Here is a 15,149-nt window from a genome sequence, read left to right on the forward strand (position 1 = left end):
TTGGAACATTTAGAAGAACTATGGAACAATGTCCTGGCTCAAGTTGAACAAAAAATTTCTAAACCAAGCTTCGAAACGTGGCTAAAGTCTACGAAGTTACTATCTTACAATGGTAGTGGGTCCACTGTGACAATTGCTGCGCCAAATTCGTTTGCTCGAGACTGGCTTGAAAATCATTATATTCATTTGATTACAGGTATATTAACGGAGCTAACAGGCGAAGACTTGCTTATTAAATTTGTTGTTCAAAAAAACCAGGATTCGGACGATTTTGATTTGCCAGCGCCGATTATCCAAGCAAAAAATAATGAACATCATGATATTTCACCAGGTATGTTAAACCCGAAATATACTTTTGATACGTTTGTTATTGGCTCTGGTAACCGCTTTGCACATGCAGCTTCGTTAGCTGTAGCTGAAGCACCTGCTAAGGCATACAATCCATTCTTTATTTATGGGGGAGTAGGGCTAGGTAAAACGCACTTAATGCACGCTATTGGTCATTATGTACTAGAGCATAATCCAAATGCAAAAGTAGTGTATTTATCATCCGAGAAATTTACAAATGAATTTATTAACTCAATTCGTGATAACAAAGCACTTGATTTTCGCAATAAGTACCGCAACGTGGATGTACTGCTAATTGATGATATTCAATTCCTTGCTGGAAAAGAATCAACTCAAGAAGAATTTTTCCACACGTTTAATACTTTACATGAAGAATCCAAACAAATTGTTATTTCAAGTGACCGGCCTCCTAAGGAGATTCCAACTTTAGAAGATCGGCTCCGTTCACGTTTCGAATGGGGGTTAATAACTGATATTGCGCCGCCCGATTTGGAAACTCGTATCGCTATTTTGCGTAAAAAAGCAAAAGCAGACGGTTTAGAGGTACCAAATGAAGTAATGCTTTATATTGCGAACCAGATCGACTCCAATATTAGGGAGCTTGAAGGTGCGCTTATTCGCGTCGTTGCCTACTCATCACTTGTAAACAAAGATATTACTGCGACATTAGCTGCCGAGGCCTTGAAGGATATCATTCCTAATTCAAAACCGCGAACAGTGACAATATTAGACATTCAAAATGCAGTAGGGGAACATTTTAGTATACGTTTGGAAGATTTCGCTGCCAAAAAACGTACTAAATTAATTGCTTTTCCACGTCAAATCGCTATGTACTTATCACGCGAGTTGACAGATTTTTCGCTGCCAAAAATTGGCGAAGAATTTGGCGGCCGCGACCATACGACTGTCATACATGCGCACGAAAAAATATCTTCTATGTTGAAAAATGACGTGCAACTTCAACAAGATGTTAAACAAATTCGTAGTATGCTAGGCAAGTAATTGCTGTGGACAAACTAACTATTTAAACACAAACTTATACACAGTCTATCTACATGTGGATAGACTGATTTTATTCATATAAATACACTTATCCACAAATCCACAGGGCCTATTACTATATCTTTTTATTTTATATAAATAAATAATATAAATATGTGAGGGAAAACGAATGAAATTTGATATTTTACGTGACCGTTTATTAGAAGGTTTAAATGATGTCATGAAAGCAGTAAGTTCAAAAACAACTATTCCAATTTTAACTGGGATTAAAATTGATGTAACAGAGGAAGGTATCCGCTTAACTGGTAGTGATGCTGATATAACTATTCAAACATTTATTCCAGTAGAAGAAGATGGACAACAAATTATTCACATTACAGAAACAGGTTCAATTGTTGTACAAGCACGTATGTTTAATGAAATCGTACGTAAATTACCAACAAACGATGTTGAAATACAAGTAACACCTGGTTTCCAAACGCATATTCGTTCAGGGAAATCGGAATTCCATTTAATTGGCTCAGATGCAGCAGAGTATCCTTTGTTACCAGAGCTTACAGAAGATCAAAAATTTACTATTCCTGCTGATCTCTTAAAAACAATTATCCGTGAAACAGTATTCGCTGTTGCCACTTCAGAAAGTAGACCCGTGTTGACAGGTGTAAACTGGCAGATCAAAAATGAAACATTAATCTGTGTTGCAACAGATAGCCATCGTTTAGCAAGACGTAAAGTGCAACTCGAAAATTTACCAGAAGTTGAACATAGTGTAGTAATTCCAGGGAAAAGTTTGAATGAATTAAATAAAGTTCTTGAAGATTCTACAAATCTTGTCCAAATCGTTATTACAAGTCAGCAAGTATTATTTAAAACTGGTGATGTATTATTCTTCTCTCGCTTACTGGAAGGAAATTATCCTGACACAACTCGTTTAATTCCTGAAGAATATCAAACGAATGTAACAATTAATGGTAAATCTTTATTACAAGCTATTGACCGTGCATCACTTGTTGCACGAGGCGATCGTAATAATGTTGTCCGTTTTGAAATTTTAGATAACCAAGCAGTTGAAGTTTCTTCTAACTCTCCTGAAATCGGTAAAGTACAAGAAGAAATTCCTGTGGAAGCATTAGAAGGGGAAGGTTTGAAAATTTCATTCAGTGCAAAATATATGATGGAAGCATTAAAAGCAATAGATGGACAAGACGTAGTTATTCAATTTACCGGGGCAATGAGACCGTTTATTTTACGTTCCGTTCATGATGATGCTATTTTACAATTAATTTTACCTGTACGAACTTACTAAAGAATATAAGATCTGTTAAGATAGTCGCTCATAGTGACTATCTTTTTTTACTTATGGCGTAATTTTAGGTATGATAGAGAGATAGACAGTCTGTATTCGGAGGGGAACACACTATGCAGGACATTAAAATTGATGAGGAGTTCATCACGTTAGGGCAACTTTTAAAAATTACTGATGCCATTAGTTCAGGTGGAATGGCCAAGTGGTTTTTACAAGAACATGCTGTATATGTAAATGGAGAAGTAGACGATCGTCGAGGTCGAAAATTACGTAACGGAGATATTGTAAATATTCCTGGATGTGGTCGTTTTCAAATTATAGGACCAACTGGACAATAAATTATGTATATTGAGCAAATAAAACTTACAAATTACCGTAACTATGATGCCTTAGCTTTAAACTTCTCTCCAAAAATTAATGTTTTCATTGGTGAAAATGCACAAGGAAAAACAAATGTTATGGAGTCCATCTATGTTTTAGCAATGGCTAAGTCCCATCGAACAACGAACGATAAAGAATTGATACGTTGGGATTCAGACTATGGTAAAATAGAAGGGGCCGTTAAAAAAAGGCATGGTATTTTACCGATCGAACTTACGATTACAAAGAAAGGTAAAAAGGGCAAGATAAATCATATAGAGCAAAGTCGCCTTAGTCATTATATTGGTCAAATGAATGTCGTTATGTTTGCGCCAGAGGATTTGAACGTTGTAAAGGGAAGTCCGCAAATACGTCGGCGTTTTATTGATATGGAGATTGGGCAAATTTCGCCTGTCTATTTACATGATTTATTAACCTTTCAAAAAGTTTTAAAACAACGTAACCATTTTTTAAAAATGAACCAAGGCAAGTCCATGTCCAATGATGTGATGTATGAGGTCTACAATGAACAATATATTCACGCTGCTACCCAAATTATTCGTAAAAGATTTCAATTTATGGATTTATTGCAGGAGTGGGCGGAACCCATACACGCAGGTATATCGCAAGGTAAGGAAACACTTGTTATAAAATATCGTACGGTAGCTGGTATTGAAAAAGAGCACTCTACTAGTGAAATTGAAAATACTTTACATCAAAAATTAATTGAAGCGAGAGAACGTGAATTTGATAGAGGCGTGACACTAGTTGGTCCACACCGAGATGATTTACAGTTTTTAGTCAATGGCTATGATGTCCAAACTTATGGTTCACAAGGGCAACAGCGAACTACTGCATTATCTTTAAAGCTTGCTGAAATTGAATTAATTAAACAAGAAACAAAAGAAACACCCATACTACTTTTAGATGATGTTTTATCGGAACTCGATGATTATCGCCAATCGCATTTATTAAATACCATTCAGGGTGAAGTCCAAACCTTTGTAACAACCACAAGTGTGGAAGGAATTCATCATGAAACGATGGAACAGGCTCAACTGTTCCACGTGAAACAAGGTGCGATTGAAAGAAGTTAGCCAGGGTAGTTTTTTAGATTACAAAAAGAATGGTAATAGTCAGCTCGGTTGACTGTTCATTCATTTACACACAATGATGTTATGAAGGAGTAGATGAAAGCCGTGGCTATAGAGAACGAAGGTTTACAAAACCAAGCTTATGAGGCCGATCAGATACAGGTATTAGAAGGTTTAGAAGCAGTACGTAAAAGACCAGGGATGTATATCGGTTCAACTAGCTCTAAAGGGCTTCACCATTTAGTATGGGAAATTGTTGATAATAGTATCGATGAAGCACTTGCAGGATTTTGTACAGATATAAAAGTAACAATTGAAAAAGAAAACTGGATTCGTGTAGAAGATAACGGTCGAGGTATTCCAGTTAGTATTCAAGAAAAAATGGGTAAGCCGGCTGTTGAAGTTATTATGACTGTTTTACATGCTGGTGGTAAATTTGGCGGTGGAGGTTATAAAGTTTCTGGTGGTCTTCATGGAGTTGGAGCATCAGTAGTAAATGCACTTTCTATTGAAACAATTGTCCAAGTACACCGTGAAGGTCATATCCATGAAATAAAATTTGAACGTGGAAAAACAGTTCAAGAATTAACAGTTATCGGTGATACAGATCATAATGGTACAACAACGCGTTTTAAAGCTGACCCAGAAATATTTAAAGAAACAACTGTTTATGAATATGATATTTTAGCTCATCGTATTAGAGAATTGGCTTATTTAAATCGTGGTATTAAGATTACGATTGCTGATGAACGTGAAGAAGAGATTCGCTCAACAACATACCACTATGAAGGTGGTATTCGTTCTTATGTTGAGCATTTAAATCAATCTAAAGACCCAATCCATGATCCAATTGATGTTCTTGGAGAGAAGGATGGCATCACAGTAGAAATTGCTATGCAATATAATGCTGGATTCTCTTCTAATATTTTTTCATTTGCTAATAACATTAATACGTATGAGGGCGGTACACATGAATCAGGGTTTAAAACAGCCCTTACACGCGTTATTAATGACTATGCACGAAAAAGTGGATTACTAAAAGAATCTGACGCTAATCTTACAGGTGAGGATGTACGAGAAGGGTTAACAGCTATTGTTTCTGTTAAACATCCAGATCCTCAATTTGAAGGACAAACAAAAACAAAGTTAGGGAATTCAGAAGTAAGTCAAATTACCAATTCTTTGTTCTCAGATGGCTTTGAGCGTTTTATGTTAGAAAATCCAACGGTTGCACGAAAAATTGTGGAAAAAGGATTAATGGCAGCACGTGCTCGTGTAGCTGCGAAAAAAGCACGTGAGTTTACTCGTCGTAAAAATGCTCTCGAAGTATCTAGCTTACCGGGTAAATTAGCTGATTGTTCTTCTACTAACCCAGCTGATTGTGAAATTTATATTGTTGAGGGTGATTCTGCCGGTGGTTCGGCTAAATCTGGACGTGATCGACACTTTCAAGCAATTTTACCTTTACGAGGTAAAATCCTTAACGTTGAGAAAGCTCGACTAGATAAAATTTTATCGAATGCGGAAATCCGTGCAATGATAACAGCATTCGGCACTGGTATTGGTGAGGAGTTTAATTTAGAGAAAGCTCGTTATCATAAAATCATTATCATGACAGATGCCGATGTCGATGGGGCACATATTCGTACATTACTTTTAACATTCTTCTTCCGTTTCCTTCGACCACTTATAGAAGCAGGCTATATTTATATTGCACAGCCACCACTTTATCAAGTGAAACAAGGTAAACATATTGAGTACTGCTATGATGAAGAGACATTAAAAGAAATTTTAGAACGGCTACCAAAAATGCCAAAACCAAATGTGCAGCGTTATAAAGGTCTTGGTGAAATGAACGCTGAGCAGCTTTGGGAAACAACAATGGATCCTGAGTACCGTACATTATTACAAGTAGAATTAGATGATGCAATTAAAGCAAACCAAGCATTTGAACGTTTAATGGGCGATGAAGTTGAACCTCGTCGTCAATTTATCGAGGAAAATGCCGTATACGCTAATTTAGATATCTAATTTTTCTTGAGAGGAGGTCTACACTTTGTCAGAACAAGAACGCTCCGGTGTTAAAGGAATTAATATAACAGAAGAAATTGAAACATCCTTTCTTGATTATGCAATGAGTGTAATTGTATCACGTGCATTACCTGATGTACGTGATGGATTAAAACCAGTTCATCGTCGTATTTTATATGGGATGCAGGAATTAGGTAATACAGCAGATAAAGCCTACAAAAAGTCAGCACGTATCGTTGGGGATGTAATGGGTAAGTACCATCCACATGGTGACTCTTCCATCTATGATGCAATGGTACGTATGGCACAAGATTTTAGCTATCGCTACATGCTTGTTGATGGTCACGGAAACTTCGGCTCTGTTGATGGTGATGGCGCAGCAGCCATGCGATATACAGAATCACGTATGTCTAAAATAGCAATGGAAATGCTCCGTGATATTAATAAAGATACAATTGACTATACAGATAACTATGATGGATCAGAAAAAGAACCAATAGTTTTACCAAGTCGCTATCCAAATCTTTTAGTCAACGGTGCTGCAGGGATTGCTGTAGGTATGGCAACAAATATTCCACCACATCAATTGGGTGAAACAATTGATGCTGTTATAGCACTTTCTGAAAATCCAGCCATTACGACTGAAGAGCTAATGGAAATCATTCCTGGCCCTGATTTTCCTACTGGTGGATTAATTTTAGGACGTAGTGGTATTCGTAGAGCCTATGAAACTGGTCGAGGTTCCATTATCATCCGTGCGAAAGTGGAAATTGAGCAAAAGGCAAATGGTAAGGAAACTATTCTTATTCATGAATTACCTTACCAAGTGAATAAGGCTAAGCTCATTGAAAAAATTGCAGAGCTTGTACGTGATAAAAAAATAGATGGAATCACAAATTTACGTGATGAATCAGACCGTCGTGGTATGCGTGTAGTGATTGAAGTTCGTAAAGATGCAAATGCTAATGTTGTACTAAATAATTTATATAAACAAACAGCTATGCAATCTAGCTTCGGTATCAATATGCTATCTTTAGTAAATGGTCAGCCTAAAGTATTAGGCTTAAAAGAAATGCTATACCATTATTTAGAACACCAAAAAGTAATTATTCGTCGTCGTACAGAGTTTGATCTTCGAAAAGCTGAAGACCGCGCTCACATTTTAGAGGGCTTACGAATCGCACTCGATCATATTGATGAAATAATCGCTATTATACGTGGTTCACGTAGTGGTGAAGAAGCAAAACCTCAATTAATGGAACGTTTTAACTTATCTGAGCGTCAGGCTCAAGCTATTTTAGATATGCGCCTCGTTCGGTTAAGTGGCTTAGAACGTGAAAAAATTGAGGCAGAATATCAAGAGCTTCAAGTTCTTATAGCTGAATTAAAGGCAATCTTAGCAGATGAAGAGAAAATTGTAGATATTATTCGTACTGAAATCTTAGAGTTGAAAGAACGTTTTAATGATATACGCCGTACTGAGATTACATCAGGTGGAATTGAAATGATTGAGGATGAGGATTTAATTCCTGTTGAAAACTCAGTTGTTACTTTAACACATAATGGCTATATAAAGCGTTTAGCTGCGAATACATATCGTAGTCAAAAGCGTGGTGGTCGTGGTGTACAAGGAATGGGTACAAATGAAGACGACTTTGTAGAGCATCTAATGAATACTTCTACCCACGATACAATTTTATTCTTCACGTCTAAAGGTAAAGTATTTAGAGCAAAAGGATATGAAATTCCTGAGTTCGGTCGTACTGCTAAAGGGTTACCTATCGTAAACTTGCTCAATATAGAAAAAGGCGAAAAAGTAACAGCTATGATTCGTGTTGCGTCGTTTGATGACGATGCTTACTTTATCTTTACCACAAAAACAGGTATTACAAAACGTACTCCTGTATCGCAATTTGCTAACATCCGAACAAATGGTTTAATCGCAATCAGCTTGAGAGAAGACGACGATCTTATTTCTGTACGTCTTACAGATGGAGAGAAACAAGTCATTATTGGTACACGCGATGGCATGCTCGTTCGTTTCCAAGAAGACGACATTCGATCTATGGGCCGTACAGCTGGTGGTGTACGAGGCATTAAGCTACGTGATGGTGACGAAGTAGTTGGTATGGAGATTGTTGAGCCAGGGCAAGAAATTTTAGTAGTAACTGAAAAAGGTTACGGTAAACGTACTTCTGAAGAGGACTATCGTTTACAAAGTCGTGGTGGAGTAGGACTGAAAACTATCCAGATTACAGATAAGAATGGTCCAATGGTGGCTGTAAAAACCGTCGATGGTTCTGAGGATTTAATGCTTATAACTATTAATGGTATGCTTATCCGTATGGATGTGAACGATATTTCATTAATTGGGCGCAGTACGCAAGGTGTACGTTTAATTCGACTAGGAGATGACGAATTGGTTGCAACTGTCGCTAAAGTGGAAAAAGCAGAAGAGTCTTTAGAAGACGAAGAGGAAGTCGAAGAATAATATAATCCGATGATGACATTATTGAATGTCGTCATCGGTTTTTTTACGTAAATAATGAAATATAAGTAATTATTTTGAATTCCATGATAAAATGAAAATACCTTATTTTGAAGCAAGAAAATAGTGGAGAGGTGTTCATTCCGTGGAAACTATACATGTTCCAATTTCAGAGCTAGGTGTTGGCAAGGTAATTTCTGAAGATATATTTGCTAATACACAGTATCCGATTATTTTCAAAGATACAATGATTTCTTATGTACACTTACAAGTTTTTCATGCATTTAATATTTTCACCGTCCCCGTTTACAAAAGTGAAAATGATACTCGTGTAGAAAAGAATGAGAGCGATGTCGAAGTTACAATAGAAGAAATTCCGACTTTTAGAAAAATCTATAATCATTCTGTTGAACAGTTTAAAAAAGAATTTAAAAACTGGGAAGCGGGAGCCAAGGTAGATATTGCAAAGGCCAGAACAATTATTTTACCTCTAGTAGAGATGGTACTAGAAGATCGTACTATTATTTTTGATTTAAATGAGTATTCAAATCCAAAAGACTACCTGTATCATCATTGTGTAGCAACTGGTTTAATTGCCTCAGTTATTGCTCAAAAACTTGGTTATGATAGAGGGACAACTATTCAAGTAGCCATCGGTGGTTTATTAGCTGATTGTGGTATGGCTAAAGTACATCCCCGTATCAGGGATAAGAAGACACCATTAACAGAGCAAGAATATGATGAGATTTATAAACATCCCATTTATAGCCATAATATGGTGAAAGATTTGACCATTTTAAAAGAAACGATGAAAGAAGCAATCTTCCAACATCATGAACGTTTAAATGGTAGTGGATATCCGAAGAACGAAAAGATCGCAAATATTTCTATATTTGCACAAATCATTGCTGTTGCAGACGTTTTTCATGCTATGACATGTGAACGAGTGTATAGAACAAAACAATCTTCATTTAAAGTGATAGAAATGATCAATGAATCTGAGTTTGGTAAATTTGATATTAAAGTAGTACGTGCATTAATTGATATTGTTGCAGATCTTCCAATAGGTACAATTGTAGAACTTTCTAATTTAGAACGTGGGGAAGTAATGTATGTAAATAAATTTGCCCCAACACGACCACTTATTAAATTAATTCATTCAGGGGAAATTTTTGATTTAGGGAAAAATCGTAGCTTCTATATTTCACGTATCATAACTAATTAATAGATAAAGGGGCAAACTATATTATGTGGTTTGCCTTTTTTTATCAGGTAAGAGATTTACTCTACGCAAGTGCTAGTATAAATAGGTGAGATATTAGTAGTTTCCTTAAGAAATACTTCGCAATATTAATCAATTAAATAGTGAGGATTTTAACCATAATTGTGTTTTGAAACATTTATATATATTGTATTAAAATATTTTTGGAGAAAGTGTTGACTTTGTTTTTGAATCTTGATATTATAAATGAGTCGCCAAGAGGTGACGACGAAATAAAGAACATGAACCTTGAAAACTGAACAAGCAAAACGTAATCAATAAAGTTTTAAGTAACTAGCTTCGGTTAGTGAACGAAACACAATTTTGGACATCAAACATGATGCCAGCAAAACAATTTGAGCTAATCAAATTTCTTTTATGGAGAGTTTGATCCTGGCTCAGGACGAACGCTGGCGGCGTGCCTAATACATGCAAGTCGAGCGAACAGAAAAGGAGCTTGCTCCTTTGACGTTAGCGGCGGACGGGTGAGTAACACGTGGGCAACCTACCTTGTAGTTTGGGATAACTCCGGGAAACCGGGGCTAATACCGAATAATCTCTCTTGCTTCATGGCGAGAGACTGAAAGACGGTTTCGGCTGTCGCTATAGGATGGGCCCGCGGCGCATTAGCTAGTTGGTGAGGTAACGGCTCACCAAGGCGACGATGCGTAGCCGACCTGAGAGGGTGATCGGCCACACTGGGACTGAGACACGGCCCAGACTCCTACGGGAGGCAGCAGTAGGGAATCTTCCACAATGGGCGAAAGCCTGATGGAGCAACGCCGCGTGAGTGAAGAAGGTTTTCGGATCGTAAAACTCTGTTGTAAGGGAAGAACAAGTACAGTAGTAACTGGCTGTACCTTGACGGTACCTTATTAGAAAGCCACGGCTAACTACGTGCCAGCAGCCGCGGTAATACGTAGGTGGCAAGCGTTGTCCGGAATTATTGGGCGTAAAGCGCGCGCAGGCGGTCCTTTAAGTCTGATGTGAAAGCCCACGGCTCAACCGTGGAGGGTCATTGGAAACTGGGGGACTTGAGTGCAGAAGAGGAAAGTGGAATTCCAAGTGTAGCGGTGAAATGCGTAGAGATTTGGAGGAACACCAGTGGCGAAGGCGACTTTCTGGTCTGTAACTGACGCTGAGGCGCGAAAGCGTGGGGAGCAAACAGGATTAGATACCCTGGTAGTCCACGCCGTAAACGATGAGTGCTAAGTGTTAGGGGGTTTCCGCCCCTTAGTGCTGCAGCTAACGCATTAAGCACTCCGCCTGGGGAGTACGGTCGCAAGACTGAAACTCAAAGGAATTGACGGGGGCCCGCACAAGCGGTGGAGCATGTGGTTTAATTCGAAGCAACGCGAAGAACCTTACCAGGTCTTGACATCCCGTTGACCACTGTAGAGATATAGTTTCCCCTTCGGGGGCAACGGTGACAGGTGGTGCATGGTTGTCGTCAGCTCGTGTCGTGAGATGTTGGGTTAAGTCCCGCAACGAGCGCAACCCTTGATCTTAGTTGCCATCATTTAGTTGGGCACTCTAAGGTGACTGCCGGTGACAAACCGGAGGAAGGTGGGGATGACGTCAAATCATCATGCCCCTTATGACCTGGGCTACACACGTGCTACAATGGACGATACAAACGGTTGCCAACTCGCGAGAGGGAGCTAATCCGATAAAGTCGTTCTCAGTTCGGATTGTAGGCTGCAACTCGCCTACATGAAGCCGGAATCGCTAGTAATCGCGGATCAGCATGCCGCGGTGAATACGTTCCCGGGCCTTGTACACACCGCCCGTCACACCACGAGAGTTTGTAACACCCGAAGTCGGTGAGGTAACCTTTTGGAGCCAGCCGCCGAAGGTGGGATAGATGATTGGGGTGAAGTCGTAACAAGGTAGCCGTATCGGAAGGTGCGGCTGGATCACCTCCTTTCTAAGGATTATTTCGGAATACAAACCTTGGGTTTGTACGATTACGTTTTGCGTTCAGTTTTGAAGGTTTATGAAATTTAATAAAACTTCCAAGAGGGCCTATAGCTCAGCTGGTTAGAGCGCACGCCTGATAAGCGTGAGGTCGATGGTTCGAGTCCATTTAGGCCCACCATATATACCTCTTGGGGCCTTAGCTCAGCTGGGAGAGCGCCTGCCTTGCACGCAGGAGGTCAGCGGTTCGATCCCGCTAGGCTCCACCATTTTTTTGTTCTTTGAAAACTGGATAAAACGACATTGAAATTGTAACAAACACATTTATTTTTTAAGTTTTTTATAGGCTTAATAACTTGGTTAAGTTATTAAGGGCGCACGGCGAATGCCTTGGCACTAGGAGCCGAAGAAGGACGGCACTAACACCGATATGCTTCGGGGAGCTGTAAGTGAGCTTTGATCCGGAGATTTCCGAATGGGGGAACCCACTACGTTTAATCGCGTAGTATCTTGACGTGAATACATAGCGTCTTGAAGGCAGACCCAGGGAACTGAAACATCTAAGTACCTGGAGGAAGAGAAAGAAAAATCGATTCCCTGAGTAGCGGCGAGCGAAACGGGAAGAGCCCAAACCAAGAGGCTTGCCTCTTGGGGTTGTAGGACACTCAATACGGAGTTACAAAAGAGCGAGTTAGATGAAGCGACTTGGAAAGGTCCGCCAGAGCAGGTAAAAGCCCTGTAGTCGAAAGTTCGTTCTCTCCTGAGTGGATCCTGAGTACGGCGGAACACGTGAAATTCCGTCGGAATCCGGGAGGACCATCTCCCAAGGCTAAATACTACCTAGTGACCGATAGTGAACCAGTACCGTGAGGGAAAGGTGAAAAGCACCCCGGAAGGGGAGTGAAAGAGATCCTGAAACCGTGTGCCTACAAGTAGTTAGAGCCCGTTAATGGGTGATAGCGTGCCTTTTGTAGAATGAACCGGCGAGTTACGATTACGTGCGAGGTTAAGCTTTAGAAGGCGGAGCCGCAGCGAAAGCGAGTCTGAATAGGGCGAAATAGTACGTGGTCGTAGACCCGAAACCAGGTGATCTACCCATGTCCAGGGTGAAGGTGAGGTAACACTTACTGGAGGCCCGAACCCACGCACGTTGAAAAGTGCGGGGATGAGGTGTGGGTAGCGGAGAAATTCCAATCGAACTTGGAGATAGCTGGTTCTCTCCGAAATAGCTTTAGGGCTAGCCTCGTGATGAGAATACTGGAGGTAGAGCACTGTTTGGACTAGGGGGCCATCCCGGTTTACCGAATTCAGACAAACTCCGAATGCCAGATATTTATACACGGGAGTCAGACTGCGAGTGATAAGATCCGTAGTCAAAAGGGAAACAGCCCAGACCACCAGCTAAGGTCCCAAAGTAATCGTTAAGTGGAAAAGGATGTGGCGTTGCACAGACAACCAGGATGTTGGCTTAGAAGCAGCCATCATTTAAAGAGTGCGTAATAGCTCACTGGTCGAGTGACGCTGCGCCGAAAATGTATCGGGGCTAAACGATTCACCGAAGCTGTGGATTGACATCTACGATGTCAGTGGTAGGAGAGCGTTCTAAGTGCGTTGAAGTCAGACCGGAAGGACTGGTGGAGCGCTTAGAAGTGAGAATGCCGGTATGAGTAGCGAAAGACGGGTGAGAATCCCGTCCACCGTATGACTAAGGTTTCCTGAGGAAGGCTCGTCCGCTCAGGGTTAGTCGGGACCTAAGCCGAGGCCGATAGGCGTAGGCGATGGACAACAGGTTGATATTCCTGTACCACCTCCTCACCGTTTGAGAAATGGGGGGACGCAGTAGGATAGGGTAAGCGCGCCGTTGGTTGTGCGCGTCCAAGCAGTAAGGCGTGTGTGTAGGCAAATCCGCACACTGTAACGTTGAGCTGTGATGGCGAGTCCGTATGGACGAAGTTCCTGATTTCACACTGCCAAGAAAAGCCTCTATCGAGGTGAGAGGTGCCCGTACCGCAAACCGACACAGGTAGTCGAGGAGAGAATCCTAAGGTGTGCGAGAGAACTCTCGTTAAGGAACTCGGCAAAATGACCCCGTAACTTCGGGAGAAGGGGTGCTCTTGAGCGTGCAAGCGCATGAGAGCCGCAGTGAATAGGCCCAGGCGACTGTTTAGCAAAAACACAGGTCTCTGCAAAACCGTAAGGTGACGTATAGGGGCTGACGCCTGCCCGGTGCTGGAAGGTTAAGAGGAGTGGTTAGCGCAAGCGAAGCTGCGAATTGAAGCCCCAGTAAACGGCGGCCGTAACTATAACGGTCCTAAGGTAGCGAAATTCCTTGTCGGGTAAGTTCCGACCCGCACGAAAGGCGTAACGATCTGGGCACTGTCTCAACGAGAGACTCGGTGAAATTATAGTACCTGTGAAGATGCAGGTTACCCGCGACAGGACGGAAAGACCCCGTGGAGCTTTACTGTAGCCTGATATTGAATTTTGGTACAACTTGTACAGGATAGGTAGGAGCCAGAGATCTCGGAGCGCCAGCTTCGAAGGAGGCGTCGGTGGGATACTACCCTGGTTGTATTGAAATTCTAACCCATGCCCCTTAGCGGGGCAGGAGACAGTGTCAGGCGGACAGTTTGACTGGGGCGGTCGCCTCCTAAAAGGTAACGGAGGCGCCCAAAGGTTCCCTCAGAATGGTTGGAAATCATTCGTAGAGTGTAAAGGCACAAGGGAGCTTGACTGCGAGACCTACAAGTCGAGCAGGGTCGAAAGACGGGCTTAGTGATCCGGTGGTTCCGCATGGAAGGGCCATCGCTCAACGGATAAAAGCTACCCCGGGGATAACAGGCTTATCTCCCCCAAGAGTCCACATCGACGGGGAGGTTTGGCACCTCGATGTCGGCTCATCGCATCCTGGGGCTGTAGTCGGTCCCAAGGGTTGGGCTGTTCGCCCATTAAAGCGGTACGCGAGCTGGGTTCAGAACGTCGTGAGACAGTTCGGTCCCTATCCGTCGTGGGCGTAGGAAATTTGAGAGGAGCTGTCCTTAGTACGAGAGGACCGGGATGGACACACCGCTGGTGTACCAGTTGTCTTGCCAAAGGCATTGCTGGGTAGCTATGTGTGGACGGGATAAGTGCTGAAAGCATCTAAGCATGAAGCCCCCCTCAAGATGAGATTTCCCATTACGCAAGTAAGTAAGATCCCTCAAAGACGATGAGGTAGATAGGTTCGAGGTGGAAGTGTGGTGACACATGGAGCTGACGAATACTAATCGATCGAGGACTTAACCAAAACGTTTGAAACATTCAATGCACCGTTTATCCAGTTTTGAAAGAATAAAATATTAG

The 15,149-nt window shown here is 41.3% G+C and carries 7 protein-coding genes, 2 tRNA genes and 2 rRNA genes; all 11 read left to right on the top strand.

Translation table 11 applies throughout. From position 1 onward, the window contains the following. On the top strand, positions 1 to 1,350 hold the full coding sequence (gene dnaA, locus PSR12_RS00005) for a chromosomal replication initiator protein DnaA (protein WP_004233307.1): 1,350 nt from the start codon (positions 1 to 3) through the stop codon (positions 1,348 to 1,350). 169 nt (positions 1,351 to 1,519) lie between these two features. Next, positions 1,520 to 2,656, top strand: a complete 1,137-nt coding sequence (gene dnaN / locus PSR12_RS00010; protein ID WP_004233305.1) for a DNA polymerase III subunit beta — start codon at positions 1,520 to 1,522, stop codon at positions 2,654 to 2,656. Positions 2,657 to 2,769: 113 nt separating this feature from the next. Next, entirely contained in the window at positions 2,770 to 2,994 is a 225-nt protein-coding gene (gene yaaA, locus PSR12_RS00015) for a S4 domain-containing protein YaaA (protein ID WP_004233303.1), read from the top strand. Positions 2,995 to 2,997: 3 nt separating this feature from the next. Further along, the gene (gene recF / locus PSR12_RS00020) at positions 2,998 to 4,113 is read left to right on the top strand and encodes a DNA replication/repair protein RecF (protein ID WP_004233301.1); all 1,116 of its coding nucleotides are present in this window, start codon (positions 2,998 to 3,000) and stop codon (positions 4,111 to 4,113) included. A 93-nt stretch (positions 4,114 to 4,206) separates the two neighbouring features. Further along, positions 4,207 to 6,141, top strand: a complete 1,935-nt coding sequence (gyrB, locus tag PSR12_RS00025) for a DNA topoisomerase (ATP-hydrolyzing) subunit B (protein ID WP_221682476.1) — start codon at positions 4,207 to 4,209, stop codon at positions 6,139 to 6,141. A gap of 25 nt (positions 6,142 to 6,166) precedes the next feature. After that, a complete protein-coding gene (gyrA, locus tag PSR12_RS00030; RefSeq protein ID WP_221682477.1) occupies positions 6,167 to 8,632 on the top strand; it encodes a DNA gyrase subunit A in 2,466 nt (821 codons plus the stop codon). 142 nt (positions 8,633 to 8,774) lie between these two features. After that, positions 8,775 to 9,854: an HD-GYP domain-containing protein gene (locus PSR12_RS00035; protein WP_221682478.1), complete on the top strand. Its 1,080-nt coding sequence runs from the start codon at positions 8,775 to 8,777 to the stop codon at positions 9,852 to 9,854. A gap of 411 nt (positions 9,855 to 10,265) precedes the next feature. Then, positions 10,266 to 11,817: ribosomal RNA gene (locus tag PSR12_RS00040) — 16S ribosomal RNA — on the top strand. 94 nt (positions 11,818 to 11,911) lie between these two features. Then, a tRNA-Ile gene (locus tag PSR12_RS00045) sits at positions 11,912 to 11,988 on the top strand. 12 nt (positions 11,989 to 12,000) lie between these two features. Next, positions 12,001 to 12,076, top strand: a tRNA-Ala gene (locus PSR12_RS00050). 89 nt (positions 12,077 to 12,165) lie between these two features. After that, a 23S ribosomal RNA gene (locus PSR12_RS00055) occupies positions 12,166 to 15,093 on the top strand. Together the 16S and 23S rRNA genes with 2 tRNA genes alongside form the textbook arrangement of a ribosomal RNA operon. The last annotated feature ends 56 nt before the right edge of the window (positions 15,094 to 15,149 follow it).

Source organism: Lysinibacillus sp. G01H (assembly GCF_028872195.1).
Taxonomy (GTDB): Bacteria; Bacillota; Bacilli; order Bacillales_A; family Planococcaceae; genus Lysinibacillus; species Lysinibacillus capsici.

Coding starts and splice junctions, on each gene's coding strand:
- gyrB (WP_221682476.1), top strand. CDS start 4,207: ATGAAAGCCGTGGCTATAGAGAACGAAGGTTTACAAAACCAAGCTTAT.
- dnaN (WP_004233305.1), top strand. CDS start 1,520: ATGAAATTTGATATTTTACGTGACCGTTTATTAGAAGGTTTAAATGAT.
- recF (WP_004233301.1), top strand. CDS start 2,998: ATGTATATTGAGCAAATAAAACTTACAAATTACCGTAACTATGATGCC.
- yaaA (WP_004233303.1), top strand. CDS start 2,770: ATGCAGGACATTAAAATTGATGAGGAGTTCATCACGTTAGGGCAACTT.